The organism is Microcystis sp. M179S2, from assembly GCF_020245805.1.
Taxonomy (GTDB): domain Bacteria; phylum Cyanobacteriota; class Cyanobacteriia; order Cyanobacteriales; family Microcystaceae; genus Microcystis; species Microcystis aeruginosa.
In genome coordinates, this window is the sequence record NZ_JADBUE010000137.1 from 17,881 (window position 1) to 41,694 (window position 23,814).

Genomic DNA, 23,814 nt, shown 5'->3' on the forward strand with positions numbered 1-23,814 from the left:
GGGAGTGGGGGAATTATGAATTATGAAGTGGGGAGATGGGGAGTGGGGGAGTGGGGGAAAAAAAAGCGGCCTCCTGACTCCTGACTCCCGACTCCTGACTCCCGACTCCCGACGGTTCAAGTCTAATTAACTGGATAAAGTGCGGCGTTTCATGACCATTTCGTAGGCTTCGATAATGTCGCCTTCTTTCCAGTCATTGAATTTAGAAACACCGACACCGCACTCGAAACCGGTGGCCACTTCCCGGGCATCTTCCTTCATCCGTTTGAGGGAATCGAGAACTCCCTGATAAACAATTTCCTTGCCGCGACGCACGCGCAGGAAGCGGTTCCGCACCAGTTTACCAGATTGGACATAACAGCCCGCCACGGCTCCCCGGCCGACGGTGAAGACGGCACGCACTTCGGCAAAACCGAGGTGTTCTTCCACTTCTTCGGGGTCGAGAAGACCTTCCATCGCCCCTTGAATATCATCGAGAAGCTTGTAGATGATATTGTAATCGCGGATATCGACCCCTTCCCGATCGGCGGATGCGCGCGCACCACTGGCAAGGGTGGTATTAAAGCCCACCACCACCGCACCACTAGCGGCGGCCAGATCCACATCGGTTTCGGTGATTTCCCCCGGAGAGGCGAGGAGAACGCGAATCTGCACTTCGTTTTGGGGTAACTGTTTGAGCGCACCGAGGATGGCCTCGACGGAACCTTGCACATCTGCCTTGAGGATGAGATTAAGTTCCTTGAGTTGTCCTTCTTGAGCTTGGATAGAGAGGGTGCTAAGGCTAACGCGACGGGAGGAGAGGGCCTGTTGTAAACGGGTGTTGCGTCGTTCGATCGCCCGTTGATCAGCGATTGATCGGGCCTCTTTTTCACTTTCATAGACATCGAATTCATCGCCAGCGGCCGGCACATCACTGAGACCGAGGATTTCCACGGCGAAGGAGGGGGTGGCCGCTTCGACTTTTTGACCGCGATCATCGATCATGGCCCGAATTTTACCGAAAACGGAACCGGCGACGATGCTATCACCGACCCGGAGAGTGCCATTCTGGACGAGCAGGGTAGCCACGGGGCCTTTGGTGCGATCGAGGTTAGCTTCGATGACGGTTCCCTTCGCCAAGCGATCGGGGTTAGCGACCAATTCCTCCACTTCTGCCACCAAGAGGATCATTTCCAGCAGATTATCGAGATTTTCACCCCGCAGGGCGCTAACGGGAACCATGATCGTCTCACCGCCCCAATCTTCGGCCACCAGTCCCTGTTCGGTCAATTCCTGTTTAATCCGGTCGGGGTTAGCTGAAGGTTTATCGACTTTGTTAATCGCCACCACGATGGGGACTTCGGCAGCCCTGGCGTGACTGATTGCCTCTTTCGTTTGGGGTTGTACGCCGTCATCGGCGGCTACCACCAGCACGGCTATATCGGTGACTCTCGCCCCGCGGGCGCGCATAGCGGTAAAAGCTTCGTGGCCGGGGGTATCCAAAAAGACAATCTGTTCCGGTTTGCCGTTATGTTCCACATCGACGTGGTAAGCACCGATGTGCTGGGTGATGCCGCCTGCTTCCCCCTGGGCGACTTTGGTTTTGCGGATCGAGTCGAGGAGGGTGGTTTTACCGTGGTCAACGTGACCCATAATGGTGACGACGGGGGGACGACGCTGGAGACTTTCCCAGTCGGAGACATCGATCATTTCCGTGGTTTTGATCGCCGCCGACTGGGTGCTGGGGGTTTCCACGGCGATCTCGAAGTCCCTGGCGATCATTTCGATCGTGTCCACGTCGAGAGTTTGGGTGATATTAACCGCCATCCCTTTAAAAAATAGGGTTCTGATGATCTCAGTTTCGGGGACTTTCATCAATTCCGAGAGGTCGCGCACGGTGAGACTGCCGGTGACGACGATGCTTTCCGGGCGTTTTTCCTCTTGGGGTTCTTGGCGCTCGCTTTTCGGTCCGCCAGTGTGGGCGGTTGGTTTACTGGGCCGCTTAACTTTGACTGCTGTTAGAGTGCCAGGGGTGGCAGCCTTAGCGGTGGGCGGTTTGGGGGGACGAGCGGTGGAGAGGGTAAAACTGGGGGTATTAATTAACCCGGACAGTTCCGATTCTAGATCATCGTCATCTTCAAAGAGCGCTTGGGTGCGGCGTTTGTTTTTGCCGGCAGTTTTGGCGGTTTTGGCCGCTTTTTTTTCTTCCTCTTCTTCTTCTTCCCAGCTAGATTTTTTGGCCATGCGAGGGGGCATGGTGGGTCGTTTGAGTTTTTTGGGCCCGTCTGCTCCGAGCAATCCGGTATCTGTATCGATTTCTGTGCCATCAACACCAGATTTCTTGGTGGTATCGGTTTCCTCCTCGCTGGTAGCCGAGATTTTAGCGGGTAACCCGGGGCGAACCGGGCGCTTCAACTCCACCGTCTCCCGCACTTCCCTAGCTGGTTCCGCCAGTTTCGGGCTTTTTCCGTCGGGTTTGCGGTTGAGGGTCGGTTTTTCTGGTTTAGCCAAGCCTACCCTACGCTCAGGACTAGGGGCGTTTTCGCTCTCGCCGCGCTCGCGTTTTTCTCCCCGGCTCCTGTCGTTACTGCCAGGAGCATTTTTAGATCGGGGTTCTGGCCGGCCCGAGGCAGTTTCAGGGCGTGGTTTCGGGGTGAGGGAAGGTCGATTAGGTGGGGCGATTAAGGTGGGGGATGCTTCTGGCACTAGCGGGGTTTCGGTCGGGGTTTCTTTAACACTGGGGCTATGAGATAGCATCTCTGCTGCAGTGGCGGGAGTTTTTTCGGCCGCCTCGTCGCGCCCTGGGGGAGCAACGAGGGGTTTAACCGGGGGACGGGGGGGACTGATTAAAGTCGGTTTGGCCGAGGAACCGGCTTGACCGGGATAGCTTTCCCTTTCTTCGCCGGTTTCGGGGCGGTTGTGTTTATGCAGGGCTAAAATCTTTTGTTTTTTTTCTTCGGCAGGACTAGCCGATTCTCGCTGACCCGTGCTATTTTTACTGGTACTCGAGGCAAATCCCTTCGCAGCGATCGCTTTGATGCGTTGGGCATCCTCTTCGCTGATCGTGCTACTGTGGCTCTTGTACTCGATGTTCAACTGGTCACAGATGTCCAAAATGTCTTTGTTGTCTAGATTCAATTCTTTTGATAAATCGTAAATTCTGACTTTCGTGTTACTCATCCATTATCCCCCGGCTAAAGTGTTAGTGATCCTATAAGTTGGCTGATTTTTTGATCCTGTCAGGACTGTCCCATTTCCATGCTAACGATTTTGTGGCTATGATCCTCAATTTTAATCCTGATTTGGACGACCTTGCCAGGCAGTCCCGAGTCGCTCTTGCAAGGATTCATAGAGCGTTTCGGGAATATTGGCTTTTAGGGCGCGTCCGAGACGATTTTTTTGTCGGGCTAGTTGCAGGCAGTTGGGCTGTGGACAGATATAGGCTGATCTTCCCATGCCTTGATCTAATTGTATCTGTCCGGACGGGTGTAGTCGGACAATTCGCCAAAAGGATTCTTTCGGGGCGAAGAGACGGCAGCTAATACAGCGTCGATAATTGACGAAGGTGTTCATTCTCGGTCTAAATCATGGGATTCTGGGTCTGTTTCAGCGGTTTTTACCTCTTGTTCGCCTTTATAGAGGGCTATATCCTTAATATCGATTTTCCAGCCCGTCAGACGGGCGGCTAGACGCACGTTCTGCCCTTCTTTGCCAATCGCTAAACTCAATTGATCCTGTGCCACCAGTACCAGTGCTTGTCTTTCTTCGGCATTAGTGAACAAAACTTGGTCGATACGGGCAGGACTAAGGGCATTGGCGATGTAGGTGGCGGGGTCTGGAGACCAACGAATCACGTCGATTTTTTCGCCCCGCAATTCGTTAACCACGGCTTGAATCCGCGAACCTCTGGCCCCAATACAGGCCCCAACCGGATCCACGTCTCTTTCTAGGGTATCGACGGCGATTTTTGTCCGCGAACCAACGTGACGGGAGGGGGGATTGGCTTCCCGGGCGACGGCGACAATACGCACGATTTCCTCCTCGATTTCGGGAACTTCGTTGGCGAACAGATATACTACCAAACCCGCCGCCGCTCTGGAAACGATTAATTGCGGGCCGCGGTGAGAACCTTCCAGAACTTTTTTGAGCAGAACTTTAAAGGTGGCGTTAGCGCGATAGTTATCGTTGGGCAGCTGTTCCCGTTTGGGTAGTTCTGCTTCCACTTCCGGTTGACCGTAGGTACTTTGTACCATGACAATAGCGGCCTGTCTTTCAAAACGGACGACCCGGGCCTGTAAAACGGTTCCTTCCAGCTCTTGGAACTCCTCTTGAATCATTTTGCGTTGGTTATCCCGCAGTTTTTGCAGTAAAACCTGTTTAGTTTGAATCGCCGCCATGCGACCAAATTCTTTTTGGTCGGGGGTGACATCAAGAACTACTTCATCCCCTAACTGGGCCTCATCGGCCACTTCTTGCACTTCTTTGAGACCGATGTGATGGTCGGGATTGGTCACTTCTTCGACAATAGTTTTAGTAGAAAGGATGCGAAAGCCTTCTTCTTCTACGTCTAATTCCACATCAAAGTTATTGAAATAATCTTCATGGAATTGAGCAGCTTTTTCTAAACTTTGAGCGCGTCGATAACGTTCATACCCCTTGAGAAGTGCTTCACGCAAGGCTTCTTGTACGGCATTTTTGGGCAGATTATGTCGTTGGCTAATTTCTTCGAGCATTATTTTTAAACCAGGCAAATTAACAGTAGCCATAATTATTTTTTCTCCTTACTTTTGAGTGATTAGTTTTTTAGCCATTAGCTTTGTATCAGTTATCAGATGTAAGTTATCAGATGTAAGTTATCAGATGTAAGTTTTAAGTTAATTAGTTAGTTATTTATTTATCTTCATCTTTATCTTTATCTTCATCCCTGATCACTGATTACTGATTACTGATTACTGTTTACTGATTACTGATTATTGCGCTGCTCATCTAAACGGACGCTGATGACGGTAGTGCGATCGATGGTCAGGGATCGACCTTTTTGGTTAAGATAAATAGATTGCTCATCTCTACCTTGCAGTTTTCCGCGCCATTCTTGTGGTTTTCCTTGGCTATCCTGGCCAGTAACGATGACGGGAAAACCTTTAAAAGACTGAAATTCGCGCTCACTGCTCAGTTGTCGAGAAATGCCGGGGCTAGATATTTCTAAAACGTAGGCCCCGGGTAAGATTTCTTGACTGTCGAGGGCGGTTTCTAAGGCCCGACTCATCTGCTCACAGTCCTCTAAACCAGTATCCCCCCCCAGATTGCGAATATCGACGCGCAGGACGGGAGGCCTTTTATTGGTTTGGAAAACGATATCGACCACTTCTAGCCCCAAGTTTTCAGCGATAGGGGTGGCTAGGTGCAGCAGGTCGGGAATGAGCGGATGGGTCATGATTTAGACAACAAAAAAAGCGGGCGAAACCCACTTCCCTAAACTGTTAGTGATTGGGATAGGCAGTTGTTAGACCACCTAGCTAAATACAATATAGCAAAAAACCGTCATCACTATTTGCCCCCGGGGTCGTGCCTGGGGGAAAACAGAACAGTGGTCACGATCGAGTCGATCTGTCACAATGAATACAGGGTAACTAGATATAGAGTCAATTATGGATCAAAAATCTCCACTCACCGTAGTTAGAGCCAAGTCAGCTAAGAATCGTGGTCGTCGGCCAGTATGGAAAGGGATGGTCACCACTTGGATGATTCTGCAAACCTTTGGCCATGTCACTCCTGCTTGGAGTCAAAAAAACCAAAATACCCTCACCTACGGTGAATTGTTAGAGAAGATCGAGCAAGGAAAGGTAAAAAAGGTCGAAATCAATCCTTCTTTGCAGCAGGCAGCAGTTACCCTCGTCGGTCAAACAGACAAGGATCCCCCGAAAGAAGTCAATTTATTTGACCAAAATCCCGAATTAATCAAGAAACTCGATGCTGAAAAAATTGAGTACGGCATTCTCCCCAGCACTGACAATTCGGCCTTGATCAATGTTCTCACTAACCTGTTAGTGATTATTATCGTCTTGGGATTATTGGTGTTTATTATCCGTCGTTCTGCCAATGCTTCCGGTCAAGCGATGAACTTCGGTAAATCAAGGGCGCGGTTTCAGATGGAGGCGAAAACTGGCATAGAATTCAATGATGTGGCGGGTGTGGATGAGGCCAAGGAAGATCTACAGGAAGTGGTGACATTCCTCAAACAACCGGAAAAATTTACGGCTATTGGCGCAAAAATCCCCAAGGGAGTCCTGTTAATCGGGCCTCCGGGGACGGGGAAAACTTTACTGGCTAAAGCGATCGCGGGAGAGGCGGGAGTGCCTTTTTTCAGCATCTCCGGGTCGGAATTCGTGGAGATGTTTGTCGGGGTTGGTGCGTCGCGAGTGCGAGATCTGTTCCGAAAAGCCCAGGAAAATGCCCCTTGTTTGGTTTTTATCGATGAAATTGATGCCGTTGGTCGTCAACGAGGGGTCGGTTATGGGGGAGGTAATGATGAACGGGAACAAACCCTGAACCAATTATTGACGGAAATGGACGGTTTTGAGGGAAATACCGGCATTATCGTCATTGCCGCCACCAACCGCCCCGATGTTTTGGATTCGGCCCTGCTGCGTCCGGGTCGTTTCGATCGACAGGTGGTGGTGGATTATCCAGATTTTAAGGGACGTTTGGGCATTTTAGAGGTCCATTCTCGCGATAAAAAGGTGGCTGCCGATGTTACTCTGGAGGCGATCGCCCGTCGCACCCCCGGTTTTACCGGGGCAGATTTGGCTAATATGCTCAACGAAGCGGCGATTTTTACCGCTAGAAGACGGAAAGAGGCGATTACCATGGCGGAAGTCAACGATGCGATCGATCGGATTGTGGCCGGTATGGAAGGGCGCGCTTTAGTGGATAGTAAAGCCAAGCGTTTGATCGCCTATCACGAAGTTGGCCATGCGATTGTCGGTACTCTCTGTCCCGGCCACGATCAGGTGGAAAAAGTCACCCTGATTCCCCGGGGTCAAGCGCAGGGGTTAACTTGGTTCACTCCCGATGAAGAACAGGGTTTAACCAGTCGTTCCCAGTTATTAGCCCGAATTGCGGGATTATTAGGGGGACGAGTGGCGGAGGAATGTGTCTTCGGTGAGGATGAAGTGACCACCGGGGCCGGTAATGATATTGAAAAAATTACCTATCTGGCCCGACAGATGGTAACGCGTCTGGGAATGTCGGAATTGGGATTGATTGCCCTAGAGGAGGAGGGCAATTCCTATCTCGGTGGTGCCGGTGCCGGTTATCATGCCGACCATTCTTTTGCGATGATGGCGAAAATTGATGCACAAGTACGGGAACTTGTCAAGCAATGCCACGATTTAGCAACAAAACTTATCCTTGACAATCGTGTGGCGATTGATCGCTTGGTGGATATACTGATTGAACAGGAAACCATTGACGGCGACGAATTCCGGCGTTTATTGACGGAATTTCAGCAACAAGCGGATCGGTCAATGGTGACTACGGTTTAATTTGCCCTTCGTCTCCTCGCTTCGATTAAGTGGTTAGGAGACGATTTCAGCAGACAATCTGCTAATCAGTCGGACAAAGCCAGAATTAACGACTAACATTGTGAGCAGGAATTTTGTTAATGGAATGACCGTTATGATTGCCTTTGGTGGAAGCAATAATATTAGCTTCTAAAGCTGAATTGATCTCGGCCAACATTTCTAGATTGAAACGATAGCCGACGTTGCGGACGGTTTGAATTAAATTAGGTTGTCTGGGATCGGTTTCGATTTTTTTCCGCAGAGAGAGAACATGAGTATCGATTGTCCGGGGATTATCAATTTCCTCGGGCCAAGCGCGACGCAGTAAATCGGCTCTTGATAGGGGTGTTCCCTCCGCTTGGGCTAAAACGTAGAGTAGGCTAAATTCTTGGGGCGTTAATTCGATATACTCCCCGCGAAATTGTACCCGTCGTTGGGCTAAATCTATTTTTAATTGCCCATAATCCAAGTGTAGAGGAGCAGCCCTACTGCCTAAACGACGAGTTAACACTTCTACCCTAGCCATAAATTCTTGCATTCCGAAGGGCTTTCTCAGGTAGTCGTCGGCCCCTGCTTTTAAACCATTGACCACGTCTTTTTCGCTATTGCGGGCCGAGAGAATCAGTATTAAAGACTGTTTTTGTTGATCAAGCCAACGGCAGAGTTCGATTCCATCCCCGTCCGGCAAGTCGGAATCGATAATTGCTAAGGTGGGTTGACGATGAAGGAAAGCTTGACGCGCACTTTGCAGGGTTGCCGATTGATTAACTAAATAACCGGCCTGTTGCAGATGCCAAGCTAATAGCGATCGCAAGTGCGGGTTGCCCTCAACAATAGAAATATGCATCGATACCACTTGAGTTTCTGCCCCATTACTGCACAGATTGACACATTGTCAAGGTATCAGAATTAATGTCAAGATGTTGTAACAATCGTAACATTCGTTAGCTGTCAGCTTTGAATCAGTGATCAGTGATCAGATCTGAGTTTTCAGTTCACTGATTACTGTTTACTGTTGACTGGTCACTGAAAAAAAGCTCCCCGCTCCCTGCTCCCTACTTCATAATTCACCCCATGTGCAACTAATTTTGGCTCTTCTCGACTTTGTGTGATAATTTTTGCTTATGGAATCGTGAAATGCTTATCGGGCAAGACTTTTAGGACTATTTTGCGGATATTCTATCAGTATAGACCTCGTTTTCACACAGAAACCAGAAGCGCCATATTGTCTGTCTGATAATATCTTATTGATTGTTCTCTCAGCCATTTAACCACTAAAAAAGCACCAGAACACCATGATAGATAACTTTGCCGCCAACGACCTCTATAACTGTATAGATAGTCTAGATTCCTCAGATTTTCAGAAATTCCTAGCGGGGAATAAGTCATCAATTTTTCCCACCATAGCCACTAATCGAGCCACATCTCTTTTCAAAGAAGAAGTAGCGAGCATTGATCTTGATCTTACTACCTTAGATAACGCCGGTAATACCTTAGCAACGGCGCGTGATATCACCATTGGAGCGACTCCCACCAGCTACAGCGATTTTGTTGGTTCTACAGACACCGATGATTACTATCGTTTTAGTTTAGGAACCAGTAGCAACTTTAGCCTCAATTTAACGGGATTAAGTGCCGATGCCGATGTGTCCTTATTGGATAGTAATGGCAGTGTGATTACTAGCTCCACTAATGACGGTAACATCAGTGAGAGTATTACTCGTCAACTGAATGCGGGTACTTACTTTGTCCTGGTTTATCCCTACAGTGGCAGCACTAACTATGACTTAAGTTTAGCTGCCACTGCGGGGAGTCCTGATAACGCTGGCAATACCTTAGCAACGGCGCGTGATATCACCATTGGAGCGACTCCCACCAGCTACAGTGATTTTGTTGGTTCTACAGACACCAATGATTACTATCGTTTCAGTTTAGGCAACAGTAGCGACTTTAGCCTCAATTTAACGGGATTAAGTGCCGATGCCGATGTGTCCTTATTAGATAGTAATGGCAATGAGATTACTAGCTCCACTAATGGCAGTAACATCAGTGAGAGTATTACTGGTCAACTGAATGCGGGTACTTACTATGTCTGGGTTTATCCCTGGAGTGGCAGCACTAACTATAACTTAACCCTGTCGGCGACCACAGCCACAGTTGTACCCGGATATAGTGCCACTTCAGGATACGGTTTAGTTAATGCCGCAGCAGCCGTCGCCGGAGCCTTGAATCAAAGTACTTTTGCCAATGTTCCCACTTTTGGTGGTGCTAATGACTGGGGGGTTAACTTAGTTAATGCTCCGGAAGCTTGGGCAAGAGGTTATACAGGACAAGGAATCGTCGTTGCTGTACTAGATACAGGAGTTGACCGCAATCATGCCGACTTAGCGGGCAATATTTGGACGAATGCGGGCGAAATTGCCAATGATGGGCTTGATAACGATGGCAACGGTTACGTTGATGACGTTTATGGCTGGAACTTTGCCAATGGCAATAATAACACTTTAGATGGCAACCGCCATGGTACTCATGTGGCGGGAACCATTGCTGCCGGTAATAATGGTTTCGGAGCCACTGGTGTGGCCTACAATTCCAGAATTATGCCGGTGAAAGTTTTGAGCGATTCCGGTAGTGGCAGCTATAGTGGCGTTGCCCAAGGAATTCGCTACGCCGTGGACAACGGTGCCGATGTGATTAATATGAGTTTGGGCGGTGGTAGCACTAACAGTGCAGTTCAATCGGCCCTCCAGTATGCCAGCAGTCGCGGTGTTATCGTGGTTATGGCCGCCGGTAATGCGGGGGCAGCTCAACCCGGTTATCCCGCTTTCAATGCCACCTCTTGGGGTCTTGCCGTAGGTGCCGTTAATAGTTCTAACCAGATGGCTTCCTTCTCCAATCGTGCTGGCTCCAATTCTTCGATGAGCTATGTCACCGCTCCAGGCGTGCAAGTGTATTCTACTATCCCTAATGGTGGCTATGGTTTCTTGAGTGGAACCTCCATGGCAACACCCCATGTGGCCGGAGTGGTGGCCCTAATGTTGAGTGCCAATCCTAATCTGACCGATGCTCAAGTACGTCAAATTATTACGGCCACAGCAGGTAATGTCGCCTAAAACTTGGCTGTTTTTCAGCCTCAGATTTCTTACCTTCAGCCATCAGCGAAAAGCTGATGGCTGATTCCTAGATCTCAGACAAAAAAAACTCGTTTACTTTTGCGTAAACGAGTTTACTTTCCATGATACGATTAATAGTCCTGGGAATTATTTGGCAACTGCTACCGGTGCTTTGACGGGCTGGGGCTGGGGCTGCAGGTCGCGCAAACTTGGGAAAAGGAAGTGGTTTTCCTCCACATATTGCGCTCCAAACAGTCCTTTTTCAGCCCAGAAATAGCGATCGGTTGTATGCTCGTTACGCTTAACAATCAATAAAGCTGGTGGGCTAATGCCTATAGCTTGAATATACTTACGCGCCGCAGTTACGGGTTTATCTTCGCCACTTTCAATACTATACTGGGGTATAAGTTCAAGTATCTTACGTCCTTCTTGACGACGGCGACTTTTACGTTTCCGTTTTCTGGCCAACCCAATTACCTCCTGTTTTGGCTAATCGTTGTAATGATAGTTACAAAAGCCGTAGCAATTGTATCCGTTCTAGACCAAGAAATCAAGTGTCTCTCACAAAGCCAATTACAGACAAGTTTGACTAGAAGCTAGACTGAGACTAGGTTTAAGTTTTTGTTACAAAAACACACCCACAAATATCGATACAAAACTTATTATTCTTAAACTTTTTTTAATATATACCGTGATCCACCCCGAAAATAGTGCTAAACCCTTGTCCTAATTGCTTTTTGCTGGCTGCCCTCGACTCAAGAGGAGGGTCATTCTCCCCTATGTAAACTGGGAAACAAAACTCGCAACCCTAGCTGTATCTAGGTTTTCTGATTTTTTACTTTTTACTTTCTTGGTATGCCCTTCTCCTCCCCCTCCCGGACTCCCCTGAGTGATGATTTTATTGCCCTGTGTCAGGCACAGATGGAACTTTTGCGAGAGCAAATGGAAACGGACAGAAGTGCGGTTTATTTAACTGAACCTTTATCGAGTAATTTAATCCCAGTCGTTGTTTATCCGCCTTTTAACCCCCCTTCTCCCCAAAAAAAGCGGCTTTCCTTACAACCGGGGCAACCGGCGGCAGACTTGTTAACTGCGGTTAAGTTAGAAGATTTATCCCACCTCTGGGGTAATCAGGAGACCGTCAGCAGTCATCGCTTGTTTTTACCCTTAATGTATGAAGAGGGCATGATCGGATTATTGGTGACAACCAGAGAAAAACGACCTTGGCAAAGTTGGGAATTAACCCGGATGGAAAAAATCACCCAAACCCTCGCTTTGGCCTGTGTACTCGATCGCCAATTAGGAGAAGAACGTTATTATCGACAATGGCAACGTCAGCGCCTCGATACCTTTCTCCATCAAATCCGCAATCCCCTCACCGCTTTAAAAACCTTTGGTAAACTTCTGCTCAAAAGGCTTTTAGCCGAAGAAGGTAACGATCCCGCCATTACTGGTATTCTGAGGGAAAGCGATCGAGTTCGGGACTTAATCGCCGAATTTGAGGCACAAATTCAGCAAGAAAGCGAAAATTACCCCACCGTCGATATTCCTCTCCTGCAAGCGCAATCTTCCCCCACCGCCTTTCTCTTGCCTGCTGGCAGCGGCCAACTAACTCCGATCGATCTCCATGATCTTCTCGATCCGCTGCTCCTTTCGGCCCAGGCCGTAGCCAAAGAGAGAAATCTCAGTCTAGAAACGATTCACGGGGAAGACATACCACTTATTTGCGCCAATATCCCCGGTTTGCGGGAAGTATTCAGCAATTTAATTGATAATGCCCTCAAATATACTCCTGCTGGCGGAAAAGTCACCGTCGAGGTGCAGAATGTTAAGAATAGTGTAGAAATTGTTTTTAAAGACACGGGTTATGGTATATCGAGGAGCGATCAAGAAAGAATTTTTCAACGTCACTACCGGGGAGTGCAAGCAGGGGGAGATATACCCGGCACAGGATTGGGTTTAGCGATCGCAAAAGAATTAATTACCAGCATGGGGGGGACGATTGAATTTATCAGTCCCAATCCCGAGCAAACAAGTTCCCTCTACCCCGGCACGGTTTTTCGGGTTCATATACCAGTTATACCCGATGATAACCTCAGTATAGAGGGATGATCTGGTCGTCAATTCTGCCTATTTTCTCGATCGGGAGATTCCTGGGGCGATCGGTTAAAATATATGGAAAATATCAGTGTCAATGGTAACTTGGCTGTGAACCAAAGAATTAACAGTAGCTAGAGACAATCAATTACACACATCTAAGTAACTCTTGCCTTTTGCCCCTTGCATGAGTGCCTATCCTAACCAAGAAGTTAATTTTGTCCTATTACTTAAATTATGCCGACTATCGAACAATTAGAACCCGCTAATAAGGCCGATGTGGTAGTATATATGCCCTACTATGCCAAGGACAAACATAGTATCCTGCCCTATGCGATCGCTTTGTATCAAGCAGGATTTTTAGAAGGTCGTCGTCGCATAGAAAACAGTCAAGGGATTCCCTTTGTGGCGTCTTGGTATGTATCAAAATTGCCCTCGGAATTGACCCGTTGTCGTTTACAATTTGAAGGACAGGCCGACCTAAGCTATGAGATGACGATTATTAACGCCGAGTTGATCGAATATCTCATCGATGCGATTAAAACCTTTAAGCAGCTAGGTTCAGCCGACTTTTCGCAGGGATTTTATCGGAAACTGCTGCGATTTGAAGAATAAAAGTCGGGATTTTACGGGTTAAAAAGGAGCAAATCGTGGCGAAATCAGCCAAATCTATACTCATATCTTCCCTGGAACCCCTCAGTGGTAAATCGGGAACTATCGTCGGTTTAGCGCATCTCTTGCGGCAAAAAGGCCTAGAGATAAGTTACGGCAAACCAGTGGGCAATTGTCCGGGCTACGTCGATGGGCAATTGGTCGATGAGGATGTAGAATTTATCCGGCAATTACTAGAATTATCCCCCGATCAGCTGCGTTTACCCGTGATCTATACAGATGTGGATTCCGTTGCTAAACGTCTGCAAGGTGCAGATAAACAGGACTACGGCAATATTCTTGCTGGCTATCTCGATCGGGTTAACAGTGATATTACCCTCCTCGAAGGGCCGGGGACTCTCTGGGAAGGGAGTATTTTTCAGTTATCGATGGGGGAGATGGCCAAAATTCTCCAGACTCCGATCCTATTGGTGGCCCGCTATAGTTCTCCCCTGATTGCCGATAGTCTGCTGAAAGCGCAACAGGAATTAAATAATCAGCTGCTGGGGGTAGTAATTAGCGATATCCCCGCCGATGATTGGGATGAAGTACAATCTCTCCTTAAACCCTATCTCGCTGGCCAAGGTGTGGAAGTTTTAGGACTGTTACCCGCTAGTAAACTGCTGCGCAGTATTAGTGTTCGGGAAATTGTCCATCTTTTAGAGGCCAAAGTATTATGTCGGCCCGATCGTTTGGATTGGATGGTAGAAAGTTTAGCGATCGGGGCGATGAATGTCAACGCCGCTTTAGAATATTTTCGCAAGGGGGAAAATATGGCCGTGATTACGGGTGGCGATCGCACAGACCTCCAGTTAGCTGCCCTAGAAACTTCCACCACCTGTTTAATCTTAACTGGTTCTATCTCTCCAGATCCCCTGATTTTGGGCCGGGCCGAGGATTTAGAAGTACCGATTCTCTCGGTAAATTTAGATACTCTCAGTACCGTGGAAATCGTCGATCAGGCCTTCGGGAAGATTCGCTTACAGGAACAGGTAAAAGTCGCTTGTATTCGAGAATTAATGGAGGAATATTTCCAGATCGATCGCCTGTTAGAAAAGTTAACAACAGAGGGGTAATTTCTCCCCGGCTGCCGAGAATTTCATTGGAAATCCCTTCATGAGTCTATCATCCTCCCCTGTGTCCCCTCCGGTCAAAGAAAATGACTGGAGATTATTATTAAGATTACTTCCCTACGCAAAAAAGCAAAAAGCCCTGCTATTTTGGTCATTAATACTTCTTTTTCCCCTATCTCTCACAGGGGCGATCCAACCCTTAATTATCGGTCAAGCGGTCTCCCTTTTGCAAAAGGAACAAACTTGGGATTTTTTGGCTCGAATGCCCTTAACAGCAGCCATTAATACCCTAATTATTATCCTCTCGGCTGCGATTATTTTACGACTGATTTTAGGGACAACACAAGGTTATCTAGTGCAGAAAGTCGGTCAGTCAATTACTGCTAATGTCCGGGAAGATTTATTTACCCATGTCACCTCCCTTTCCTCCAGTTTTTTTGATCGCTCTCCCGTGGGACGTTTAGTCACTCGTTTAACCAGCGATGTGGAAGCATTAGGAGAAGTTTTTGCTAGTGGGGCGATCGGAGTTGTCAGTGATTTGGTCAATATTTTAGTTATTATCATCACCATGTTTACCCTACAATGGCAATTAGCTCTATTGTTGGTGTTGATGTTATTTCCCGTCACTGCTTTAATTATCTTTTTTCAAAAACAATACCGCATCGCTAACTATCAAGTACGCGAGGAATTATCAAAACTTAATGCCCAATTACAGGAAAATATAGTCGGAGTTAATATTGTTCAATTATTTCGCCGCGAACGCTTTAATGCTGAAATGTTTCGCGCTATCAATACTCACTATCGTCAATCCCTAGATAAAACAATTTTTTATGATTCGGCTGTCTCGTCCACTTTGGAATGGATCGGATTAATTGCCGTGGGAGGAGTATTATGGTTAGGCGGGATTTTGATTCTCCAGAAAACCATTGATTTTGGGGTTTTATCAGCTTTTATTTTATTCTCCCAACGTCTCTTTAATCCCCTGCGTCAGTTTGCCGAAAAATTTACTATGTTTCAAGCGGGTTTTACTGCTATAGAACGAATTGGTGAATTAATTAGTATTCCCATTGAAATCAAAGATTATAACAATAATAAGGAGATTTATTTCCCAGAAAAACTTAAAACTGGCGAGATTATTTTTGATAATGTTTGGTTTGGTTATAAACCCGATGAATATATTATCAAAGGTCTCAATTTTACCATTCATCCAGGGGAAAAAGTCGCTTTAGTTGGTCCGACTGGTGCGGGAAAAAGTTCGATTATTCGTCTTCTCTGTCGTCTTTACGAACCAAGTAAGGGCAGAATTCTAGTGGATGGTATCGATATCCGTTATCTTCCCCAAGCGGAATTAAGACGTTATATCGGTGTCATTCTGCAAGAAACTTTTCTCTTTGCCGGAGATGTTACTCGCAATATTACTTTAGGGGAAAATTATGATTTTGAGCAGGTGAAGGCAGCAGCTAAATTAACTAATATCGATCACTTTATCGAGGAGTTACCCGATGGTTATCATACCCGTTTACGGGAACGGGGTGCAAATTTATCGGGAGGACAAAAACAATTACTCGCTTTTGCGAGAGTCGCTATTCGTAACCCCGAAATTTTAGTTTTAGATGAAGCTACCGCTAGTTTAGACGTGGGGACAGAAGTATTAATTCAAGAAGCTTTAGAACAGATTTTAGTCGATCGTACCGCTATTATTATCGCCCATCGTCTCTCCACTATTCGCGATGTCGATCGAATTCTTGTCCTTAAACGCGGGGAATTAGTCGAATCGGGAACCCATGAAGATTTATTAACCGAAGACGGCCTCTACGCTAGTTTATATAAACTGCAAATGTTAGGCACAGATAGTTAACAGTTATCAGTGATCAGTGATCAGTGATCAGTTATCAGATTAAAGTGATAACTGATAAGTTTTAAGTTTTAAATGATATTATTCGCCGATCAATCTTCACTAATTACTGTTTACTGATTACTGTTTACTGTTTACTGTTTACTGTTTACTGGACGGCTACGCCGTGCCTTTGGCAACACTGACAAATCCCCCACTTCCCACTTCTCACAATGCCTTCGCCAGAATCTGCTCCGCTAATATCACAACTGCAAAAAAAAGTCAATAGTTTAGATGTACCATTTTATGCGCCAGGGCATAAGCAGGGGGAAGGAATCGGGGAAGATTTAAGTAATTTACTGGGAAAAAGCGTCTTTAAAGCCGATTTACCCGAATTACCCGACCTTGATAATTTGTTTGCCCCGACGGGGGTGATTAAAGAAGCGCAAATTTTAGCAGCCGAGACATTTGGGGCAGATAAAAGCTGGTTTTTAGTCAATGGCTCCAGTTGTGGCATTATTGCGGCGATTTTAGCCACTTGCGGCGAGGGAGATAAAATTATTTTGGCGAGAAATATTCATAAATCGGCAATTTCGGGCTTAATTCTCTCTGGGGCGCAGCCTATCTTTATCAATCCCGAATATAATCCCACTATCGATCTAAATTTAAATATAACCCCCCAATCCCTCGAAAATGCCCTGAAACTTCATCCCGACGCCAAAGCGGTGATGGTAGTCTCTCCCACCTATCAAGGGGTTTGCTGTGACTTAGAAACTATCGCCCAGATTACCGATCATTATTCTATCCCGCTGCTCGTCGATGAGGCTCACGGGGCGCATTTTGCCTTTCATCCCGATTTACCTCCGGCTGCCCTGTCTCTCGGCGCTGATATGGCTATTCAGTCCACCCATAAGGTTTTAGGGGCCTTAACTCAAGCATCAATGTTACACTTAAAAAGCGATCGCATTAGTTCCGAAAAAGTCGATCGAGCCTTACAATTAGTTCAAACCACTAGCCCTAGTTATTTGCTTCTCGCTTCCCTTGATAGTGCTAGAAAGCAAATGGCGACGCAAGGACTAGATTTACTGACCAAAACCCTCGATTTAGCCGCTTCTGCCCGAAAAGAACTCAATAAAATCCCTAATATCTCTGTTTTAGACTTTCCCCATTCTATCCCGGGTTGTCACTGGTTTGATCGCACTCGTTTAACGGTAATTGTCAAAAATTTTGGCTTAACTGGTTACGAAATAGACGATATTTTGCGAGAAAAATACGCTGTCACCGCAGAATTACCGACTTTAAGCCAACTTACTTTTATTATCTCCATCGGCAACCATCGCGAACACATTAATCGCCTAATTACTGCTTTTCAATGCCTTCAATCTCCTGACTCTACCAGTTTACCCCTGACTCCTGCCCCAGTCACGGGAAATCTGGCTATTTCTCCTAGAAAGGCTTTTTTTGCCCCTACAGAGATAGTATCCCGGAAAAATGCCCTCGATCGTCTTAGTGCTGATGTTATCTGTCCCTATCCCCCCGGTATTCCCGTTTTGATGCCGGGTGAGTTAATTTCTCAGGAAGTCCTCGACTATCTGCAAACTATTTTAGACCTCGGTGGCACGATTACCGGCGGTAGTGATGATAATTTAACCACTTTCAGGGTTTTAAAATAATCGCAAAATTATCTGATATATTAACCGGAAAAAGGCGGTAATAGCAATTGCTCCGATGGCTGCCATCACGGCAATGATAGCAATTTCAGGAAAATTTAGGCTTCCTTGCAGTTGCGAAAGAAAGAAGATGAGGGTGAGGGTAATTGCTGCTAGAATCGGTAAATCTCTCCCTTCAATCACTTTTTTAAATAATGCCCAAACTAAGCCACCTAAGATCATAAAAGCGATGACAATTCCTAGCGAGGGGAGTAAACTATTTAAGGCAATTACTAATAATGTCCCCTCAAATCCTGTAAAGGCAGCATTAGCGAAGGTTTCCCCAAGAGAAAAGCGGGAAGTTTTTCTAATCACTGGAGAAGCTGGAGGGGATGGAGGAATTGGAGAAGGTGGAGGAGATGGAGGAGATGGGGGAGGTGTATTTAAAGCGGTTAAAACTTCTCCACAGGATTGAAATCTATCCAGGGGATTTGCTAGTAACATTTTATTGAATACTCTTGCTAAATCTGCACTGATGTTGGGGGCATAATTTTGCCAATTCCAGACCTGTTTTTGGGGATCGTATAGATCATCAGGATCGCGATTAGTTAAGAGTATAACACAGGTAGCTGCTAGGGCATATAAATCTGTGGCTGCCGATACCTGATTGCCTAATTGTTGTTCGGGAGGAGCAAATCCAGCTGAGTAAATTGTTGTGGATTTCTCTTGTGTATTACTAGGGTTATTGGTAGCCTGTTTTACTGCCCCAAAATCGAGTAAATAGAGGCGGCCATTTTGGGAGCGCATGATGTTAGATGGTTTTATATCCCGGTGAATGGAACCATTTTCATGAATAAATTTGAGGATAAGAAGTAATTCTTTGAGAATGTTTTTGACTTCACTTTCTTGAAAGGGTTTTTGTTGCTGTTGGAGAATTTCTTCTAAGTTTTTACCGTCGATATATTCCTGGGCCAGATAGAAAAATTGCTCTTCTTTTCCCGTTAATTGATTCTTGACTGTTAAAGGGAAAAAAGCATAGAGATCGGGGATTTGGGGATGTTCTCGGCCTAAATCTTCTAAAACGTGCGCTTCTTGAAAAAATAAGTTTTTCGCTTTTTCTAAAGCTTGGGGACTTAAATTACCGGAGGGTTGAAATTGTTTGAGTACACATTTAGCTTTTTTGGGACTATAACGATCTACTGCTAAAAATGCTGCCCCAAATCCTCCTTGTCCCAATAGACGTTCCGGTAAATAACGTCCCCCCAAAATTAATGGCATCCCGCAAGTAATACAATATTTCTGCTCGATCGAGGTTAAGCGATTGCTATCGTCTAGGTCTAGGCACTGATTACGCGGTTTCGGACAGTGGGGACGCGTACAAATAACTTCCATAGTCACCGTTTCCCGTGGTACTGCTCTTAGTTTAGCTACTACCGGCAATTCGGGTTAAAATTTTTATTCTTGAGAAAGAGTTACAAAGAGGGTTCGTAGGCCGACACGGATTCCCATTATACTACAAGGTTAGCAGAAATTTTGGAGTTTGTCAAGTCTTTGGCCGAAAAAAATTCAGCCAGATAAGGGCGGTTATCGAAAAAATCGGGTCACGCATATCATTCAAGGCCAGGGTTCTGGCCACGACTTGAGCGAAACGGTCTTGAACCATCTACTCCCGTGTCACCTCGTTTTGAGGCTCTTGAAAATATTGCTTTTTTTTCTCAAAGACAGTAAACTCAAATGTATTGTAAATGTATTTCAGATGAATTATGACTCTATATCTAGTAGAGGATGATCGACAAGAAAGGACCAAAGAACAAGTGAGCGAGATATTGGAGCGCATTGCCACAGTCGCATCAAAATCGCAGGGAGAGTTAATCGAAGCCCTAATCGGTGAAACAGAGGGGCGGTTATTCCTGATTATCAAAGCGATCGATCGCGCCTCCCTCGAACAAGTACTAGAAAACGCTGGGCTAGGTTGGCAACTAATCAAGGAAATGCGCTTGATTGGGCAGGACTTAGCCACTGTGCGAGAGCGCAAAGACAAAGCCAACTATCTAGTACAGTGGAATTTACCTCCGGGGCTAACGATGGAAACTTACCTGCAACGAAAAGCGGAGAAAACCCCCCTTTATGCTCAAGTGCCTGAAGTCAGTTTCGAGCGTACATATATTTGCGAAGACTTGAGTAAATGTCTCTGTTTCTACGATAGTCCCGATGAAGCGGCGGTAAAAAGAGCCAGAGAAGTGGTCGGCGCACCCATAGATAGTTTGACCTCGATTGAAAATATTCAGCCCTAGGAGAGAACAATGATGCTAGATCGAGGCTCCGAAATCAGTTCTTTTCTGGAAGAAAGAGCCACTGACCTCAACAACGGTACAGCTAATCTCAACGTCGGTTGGGCCCTAACCAAGCTAGGAGAATCGGGCTGGTTCGGCTATGCTATACCTGAAAGCTTAGGGGGTCGGGGTGGCTCCTTATCACAGGCAGTAGAGGCGATCTCCTCTGTGTCCCAATGCTGCCTGACCACCGGTTTTGTTTTCTGGTGTCAGCGCGTCTTCATTCAATATCTGGCCGCCAGTAATAACACTTACCTACAAAACAAAATTCTACCTGCTGTTCTCAAGGGAGAGATAGCCGGAGCCACAGGACTCTCCAACGCGATGAAGTACCTCGGCGGGATCGAGGAGCTGCGTTTACAGGCAAAGATCGAGGGAGAAAACGTCACTGTTAATGGCTTCCTGCCCTGGGCCTCTAACCTCGACTCTAAGGGAGAATTTATAGTGGCCGTTGCCGCTCAAACCACATCTGGACAAACTCTTATCCTCGCCCTTCCCTCCTTCGCAAAAGGGTTAAAACGGGGTGAAGACCTACAATTATTGGGTTTACAAGCTTCCCGCACCAGTACCCTTGAATTCGATCGAGTTCAGTTATCTCACGACTGGATTATCAGCTTGGAAGCAGCAAAATTTTTACCCTCAGTCCGCCCCTGTTTCTTGCTGTTACAATGCGGACTGGCCCTTGGCATTACGCGTAAATCCCTTGGGGAGACAGAGAAAAGTTTAGGGGGAAAGGCCGCGGTAGCCAGCGATCGTTATTTCTTCGCCCGGGAGCGTCTGACTCGTCTAGAAAAGAAAATCGAGCAATTCAGCACCCTAGAAAGCTTCGATCTCGGACGAACACGCCAACTATTCACCCTCAGAGTGGACATTACCCGGTTAGCGGTGGAATCCGTATGGTTAGAAGCGGAAATTAAGGGAGGAAAAGGCTATTTTCGTAATAGCGACACGGCGCGACGGCTGCGCGAGGTCGCCTTTTTACCAGTGTTAACTCCGAGCCTGATTCAACTAGAAAGAGAGTTACAACGTCAGTCCTCTACCGATAAAATTCTCACTGGCGAACTTGATCGAGCGGGGGTGAGGGAATGAGCGTCGCCACTGATTACCCCGTCCTCACCCTCAAAAATCTCCACAAACGCTATAAAACCCGCCATGGCTACCGTACCGTTTTTGAGGATATTAACCTACAGGTGCGCTCCGGTGAGGTGGTTTGTTTGCTCGGGGCCAGTGGTTGCGGTAAATCTACCCTCCTTGCTACCGCCGCTGGTTTGCAAAGTGCCGATGGCGGAGAAATACAATTGCACTCACGACCCCTACAAGCACCAGACATCCGCAGCTCGATCGTCTTTCAATCCCCCGCCCTTTTACCTTGGTTAACCGTTTGGCAAAACGTGGCTTTTGGTTTGAAATTAAAGCGGATGCCCCGCCTCGATCATCAGCAATTACGCGAAAGGGTTCACACCGCCGTTAAAAGCGTCAAACTAGATGGCTTCGAGCGTGCCTATCCTCATCAACTATCCGGCGGTATGGCTCAGAGAGTTTCTCTAGCCCGCGTCCTCGCCCGCCGCCCCTCTCTCCTCCTCCTGGATGAGCCGTTTAGCGCCCTCGACGCGATCACCCGTTTCGAGATGCAAAAACTCCTCCTAGAAGTCATAGCTCTCTATAACAGCACGGTTCTCCTCGTTACCCACGACATCGATGAGGCCCTGTTAGTGGCCGATCGAGTTCTTCTCATGGGCCGTCATCCGGTGGGCATCCGCCGAGAATGGACCATCTCGATGCCGAAACCCCGTTTCGAGTCAGCCAAGCTTTTGAGTGATCTACGCCAGTCAATTTTTCAAGAATTAGCCCTTGTCATGACACTGTAAATCCATGAACCTACACGATAATTGTGCTTGTTGCGGCATGAGCCGTCGAGATTTTCTGAAACTTTCGGCACTGTTTACCAGTTCCTTCGGGGCAGCGATCGCCGCCGATAATTGGAATCTCCCCGTTAACGCCAATGCCAAAGATCAGCCTGTGAAAATCGGTTATCTACCGATTACGGATGCCGCCCCCCTATTGGTAGCCCACTCGCGAAAACTTTATCAAGCGGAAGGTTTAACTACAGAACAACCGCGCCTATTCCGTTCTTGGGCGCAGATTGTTGAAGCCTTTCTCGCTCGGCAGGTGAACGTTATTCATGTTCTTTTTCCCACCTCGATCTGGATTCGTTACGGGCGCAATTTCCCCGCTAAAATCGTCGCTTGGAACCATACCAATGGCTCAGCCCTCACCGTCCTTCCCGATATTGAAAATCCCAGGGAATTGGGAGGTAAAACGATCGCGGTTCCTTTCTGGTATTCAATTCATAATTTGGTCTTGCAACAACTCTTACAACGTAACGGGCTGAAAATAGTTCGCAAAGCCAAGGACGCGCCGATCGCTTCTAACGAGGTTAATCTAGTGGTTCTCCCGCCCCCGGATATGGTATCAGCCCTCGCCAATAAGAGCATCGGTGGTTATATCGTTGCTGAACCTTTCAACGCGGCGGCGGAAAATCTAAAAACCGGTAGGGTTCTCCGTTTCACTGGCGATGTCTGGAAGAATCACGCCTGTTGCGTCGTCTTTGTTCACGAGGAGGATATTAGGCAACGGAAACAATGGACGCAGAAGGTGGTAAACGCCCTCGTTAAAGCCCAACTCTGGTCCCGGGGCAATCGCTCCGAAGTGGCCCGGATTCTCTCTAAAGATGGTGGAAAATATACGCCTCACCCGCTGCCAGTATTGCAACGGGCGCTTAATTACTATGATCGCAATTTCTATAAAAAAGACGGGGCGATCGAGAATCCAGACTGGCAGGTCAACCGGATCGATTTCCAGCCCTATCCTTTCCCTTCCTATACCGAGGAACTGGTACGCTTACTCAAAACCACTCAGGTGGAAGGAAATACGGATTTTCTCCAAAAACTGCAACCCCGACAGGTGGCCCGGGATCTCGTGGATGACTCTTTTGTCCGTAATGCCTTGCAACAGGTGGGCGGACCGAAAGCTTTCGGCTTACCGAATAATCTCTCCCGCATCGAGACGATCAAATTTTAAAGGTCTGAACCTATGAAGTCACAATCTTTGACCTCCCCGCCAAGAGCTTTACTACCCTTATGGGGTATCGGTTTTGGATTATTGCTCTGGTGGCTATTTACCAGTCCTCTATGGCACTCAAACCCGATTTTAAATGATTTTTCCCCTGAGCGATCGTTTGTCGCTTTATTACAGCTTTTTGTTGGGGGGGAGATTATGCCCCATATCCTCACCAGTTGCCGCCGGGTTATTGTGGGCTTGGTTCTCGCTAGTGCCATCGGTGTGCCGTTGGGGGTATTAATCGGGTTGTATCGCTCCCTTGAATCGGCTTTGTCGGCCCTATTTCTGAACTTCCCCCATACATATATACCATAATAGCCCAAAACCCTTATCCATCAATGGATGTACCCCCTTAACTTTTCTTAATGTACCCATGTAATTTGTAACATTTCTTAATGGACAA

The 23,814-nt window shown here is 47.1% G+C and carries 18 protein-coding genes and 1 pseudogene; 12 read left to right on the forward strand and 7 right to left on the reverse strand.

The window, feature by feature from the left end:
• Nucleotides 1–126: 126 nt before the first annotated feature.
• The 4 genes from infB to rimP form a co-directional block, all read right to left on the reverse strand.
• On the reverse strand, nt 127–3,159 hold the full coding sequence (infB, locus tag IM500_RS07900; RefSeq protein WP_190723258.1) for a translation initiation factor IF-2: 3,033 nt from the start codon (nt 3,157–3,159) through the stop codon (nt 127–129).
• A gap of 111 nt (nt 3,160–3,270) precedes the next feature.
• A complete protein-coding gene (locus IM500_RS07905; protein ID WP_002798549.1) occupies nt 3,271–3,552 on the reverse strand; it encodes a YlxR family protein in 282 nt (93 codons plus the stop codon).
• Nucleotides 3,549–4,745 (reverse strand): transcription termination factor NusA, encoded by a 1,197-nt coding sequence (gene nusA / locus IM500_RS07910; RefSeq protein ID WP_190723260.1) that lies wholly within the window; start codon nt 4,743–4,745, stop codon nt 3,549–3,551. The genes IM500_RS07905 and nusA overlap by 4 nt, the downstream gene beginning before the upstream one ends.
• 197 nt (nt 4,746–4,942) lie before the next feature.
• Nucleotides 4,943–5,413, reverse strand: coding sequence for a ribosome maturation factor RimP (gene rimP, locus IM500_RS07915; protein ID WP_190723262.1), 471 nt, complete (start codon nt 5,411–5,413; stop codon nt 4,943–4,945).
• 214 nt (nt 5,414–5,627) lie between these two features.
• Here rimP and ftsH point away from each other — a divergent pair, with 214 nt between their 5' ends.
• Nucleotides 5,628–7,523 carry an ATP-dependent zinc metalloprotease FtsH gene (ftsH, locus tag IM500_RS07920; RefSeq protein WP_190723265.1) on the forward strand — a complete coding sequence of 632 codons (1,896 nt, stop codon included), beginning with the start codon at nt 5,628–5,630 and terminating at the stop codon, nt 7,521–7,523.
• A gap of 85 nt (nt 7,524–7,608) precedes the next feature.
• Here the strand turns inward: ftsH and IM500_RS07925 are convergent, their stop codons facing one another.
• Nucleotides 7,609–8,397 carry a response regulator transcription factor gene (locus IM500_RS07925; protein WP_287738083.1) on the reverse strand — a complete coding sequence of 263 codons (789 nt, stop codon included), beginning with the start codon at nt 8,395–8,397 and terminating at the stop codon, nt 7,609–7,611.
• Nucleotides 8,398–8,836: 439 nt separating this feature from the next.
• Between IM500_RS07925 and IM500_RS07930 the strand changes: the two genes are divergently transcribed.
• Nucleotides 8,837–10,654, forward strand: a complete 1,818-nt coding sequence (locus tag IM500_RS07930; RefSeq protein ID WP_242034739.1) for a S8 family serine peptidase — start codon at nt 8,837–8,839, stop codon at nt 10,652–10,654.
• A gap of 147 nt (nt 10,655–10,801) precedes the next feature.
• Here the strand turns inward: IM500_RS07930 and IM500_RS07935 are convergent, their stop codons facing one another.
• Complete coding sequence (locus tag IM500_RS07935; protein ID WP_002798554.1) at nt 10,802–11,122, reverse strand: DUF3155 domain-containing protein; 321 nt, start codon at nt 11,120–11,122, stop codon at nt 10,802–10,804.
• A 387-nt stretch (nt 11,123–11,509) separates the two neighbouring features.
• Between IM500_RS07935 and IM500_RS07940 the strand changes: the two genes are divergently transcribed.
• The 5 genes from IM500_RS07940 to IM500_RS07960 all read left to right on the forward strand — a co-directional run bounded on the left by IM500_RS07940 (nt 11,510) and on the right by IM500_RS07960 (nt 17,982).
• The gene (locus tag IM500_RS07940) at nt 11,510–12,766 is read left to right on the forward strand and encodes a GAF domain-containing sensor histidine kinase (RefSeq protein WP_190723268.1); all 1,257 of its coding nucleotides are present in this window, start codon (nt 11,510–11,512) and stop codon (nt 12,764–12,766) included.
• Between the two features lie 222 nt (nt 12,767–12,988).
• Nucleotides 12,989–13,366, forward strand: coding sequence for a type IV pilus biogenesis protein EbsA (gene ebsA / locus IM500_RS07945; RefSeq protein ID WP_190723270.1), 378 nt, complete (start codon nt 12,989–12,991; stop codon nt 13,364–13,366).
• Nucleotides 13,367–13,401: 35 nt separating this feature from the next.
• Nucleotides 13,402–14,478, forward strand: a complete 1,077-nt coding sequence (locus IM500_RS07950) for a phosphotransacetylase family protein (protein WP_190723272.1) — start codon at nt 13,402–13,404, stop codon at nt 14,476–14,478.
• Between the two features lie 40 nt (nt 14,479–14,518).
• Nucleotides 14,519–16,333, forward strand: a complete 1,815-nt coding sequence (locus IM500_RS07955; RefSeq protein WP_287738084.1) for an ABC transporter ATP-binding protein — start codon at nt 14,519–14,521, stop codon at nt 16,331–16,333.
• Between the two features lie 209 nt (nt 16,334–16,542).
• Nucleotides 16,543–17,982: an aminotransferase class I/II-fold pyridoxal phosphate-dependent enzyme gene (locus tag IM500_RS07960; RefSeq protein WP_287738085.1), complete on the forward strand. Its 1,440-nt coding sequence runs from the start codon at nt 16,543–16,545 to the stop codon at nt 17,980–17,982.
• Here IM500_RS07960 and IM500_RS07965 read toward each other — a convergent pair.
• The gene (locus tag IM500_RS07965; protein WP_190723278.1) at nt 17,974–19,350 is read right to left on the reverse strand and encodes a serine/threonine-protein kinase; all 1,377 of its coding nucleotides are present in this window, start codon (nt 19,348–19,350) and stop codon (nt 17,974–17,976) included. The genes IM500_RS07960 and IM500_RS07965 overlap by 9 nt on opposite strands.
• 371 nt (nt 19,351–19,721) lie before the next feature.
• Here IM500_RS07965 and IM500_RS07970 point away from each other — a divergent pair, with 371 nt between their 5' ends.
• The 5 genes and pseudogenes from IM500_RS07970 to IM500_RS07990 all read left to right on the forward strand — a co-directional run.
• Nucleotides 19,722–20,252 (forward strand): DUF4242 domain-containing protein, encoded by a 531-nt coding sequence (locus IM500_RS07970; protein ID WP_287738086.1) that lies wholly within the window; start codon nt 19,722–19,724, stop codon nt 20,250–20,252.
• Between the two features lie 12 nt (nt 20,253–20,264).
• Entirely contained in the window at nt 20,265–21,380 is a 1,116-nt protein-coding gene (locus tag IM500_RS07975; protein ID WP_190723282.1) for an acyl-CoA dehydrogenase family protein, read from the forward strand.
• The gene (locus tag IM500_RS07980; protein WP_149988525.1) at nt 21,377–22,159 is read left to right on the forward strand and encodes an ABC transporter ATP-binding protein; all 783 of its coding nucleotides are present in this window, start codon (nt 21,377–21,379) and stop codon (nt 22,157–22,159) included. The genes IM500_RS07975 and IM500_RS07980 overlap by 4 nt, the downstream gene beginning before the upstream one ends.
• Before the next feature lie 4 nt (nt 22,160–22,163).
• On the forward strand, nt 22,164–23,372 hold the full coding sequence (locus IM500_RS07985; RefSeq protein WP_287738088.1) for an ABC transporter substrate-binding protein: 1,209 nt from the start codon (nt 22,164–22,166) through the stop codon (nt 23,370–23,372).
• A 12-nt stretch (nt 23,373–23,384) separates the two neighbouring features.
• A pseudogene (locus tag IM500_RS07990) lies at nt 23,385–23,696 on the forward strand (ABC transporter permease family protein); the annotation flags it as partial.
• Between the last annotated feature and the right edge of the window lie 118 nt (nt 23,697–23,814).

What these genes read in the sequence shown, in the direction of transcription:
- infB (WP_190723258.1), bottom strand. Translation starts at nt 3,159, where the DNA reads ATGAGTAACACGAAAGTCAGAATTTACGATTTATCAAAAGAATTGAAT.
- IM500_RS07905 (WP_002798549.1), bottom strand. Translation starts at nt 3,552, where the DNA reads ATGAACACCTTCGTCAATTATCGACGCTGTATTAGCTGCCGTCTCTTC.
- nusA (WP_190723260.1), bottom strand. Translation starts at nt 4,745, where the DNA reads ATGGCTACTGTTAATTTGCCTGGTTTAAAAATAATGCTCGAAGAAATT.
- rimP (WP_190723262.1), bottom strand. Translation starts at nt 5,413, where the DNA reads ATGACCCATCCGCTCATTCCCGACCTGCTGCACCTAGCCACCCCTATC.
- ftsH (WP_190723265.1), top strand. Translation starts at nt 5,628, where the DNA reads ATGGATCAAAAATCTCCACTCACCGTAGTTAGAGCCAAGTCAGCTAAG.
- IM500_RS07930 (WP_242034739.1), top strand. Translation starts at nt 8,837, where the DNA reads ATGATAGATAACTTTGCCGCCAACGACCTCTATAACTGTATAGATAGT.
- IM500_RS07940 (WP_190723268.1), top strand. Translation starts at nt 11,510, where the DNA reads ATGCCCTTCTCCTCCCCCTCCCGGACTCCCCTGAGTGATGATTTTATT.
- ebsA (WP_190723270.1), top strand. Translation starts at nt 12,989, where the DNA reads ATGCCGACTATCGAACAATTAGAACCCGCTAATAAGGCCGATGTGGTA.
- IM500_RS07955 (WP_287738084.1), top strand. Translation starts at nt 14,519, where the DNA reads ATGAGTCTATCATCCTCCCCTGTGTCCCCTCCGGTCAAAGAAAATGAC.
- IM500_RS07960 (WP_287738085.1), top strand. Translation starts at nt 16,543, where the DNA reads ATGCCTTCGCCAGAATCTGCTCCGCTAATATCACAACTGCAAAAAAAA.
- IM500_RS07965 (WP_190723278.1), bottom strand. Translation starts at nt 19,350, where the DNA reads ATGGAAGTTATTTGTACGCGTCCCCACTGTCCGAAACCGCGTAATCAG.
- IM500_RS07970 (WP_287738086.1), top strand. Translation starts at nt 19,722, where the DNA reads ATGACTCTATATCTAGTAGAGGATGATCGACAAGAAAGGACCAAAGAA.
- IM500_RS07975 (WP_190723282.1), top strand. Translation starts at nt 20,265, where the DNA reads ATGCTAGATCGAGGCTCCGAAATCAGTTCTTTTCTGGAAGAAAGAGCC.
- IM500_RS07980 (WP_149988525.1), top strand. Translation starts at nt 21,377, where the DNA reads ATGAGCGTCGCCACTGATTACCCCGTCCTCACCCTCAAAAATCTCCAC.
- IM500_RS07985 (WP_287738088.1), top strand. Translation starts at nt 22,164, where the DNA reads ATGAACCTACACGATAATTGTGCTTGTTGCGGCATGAGCCGTCGAGAT.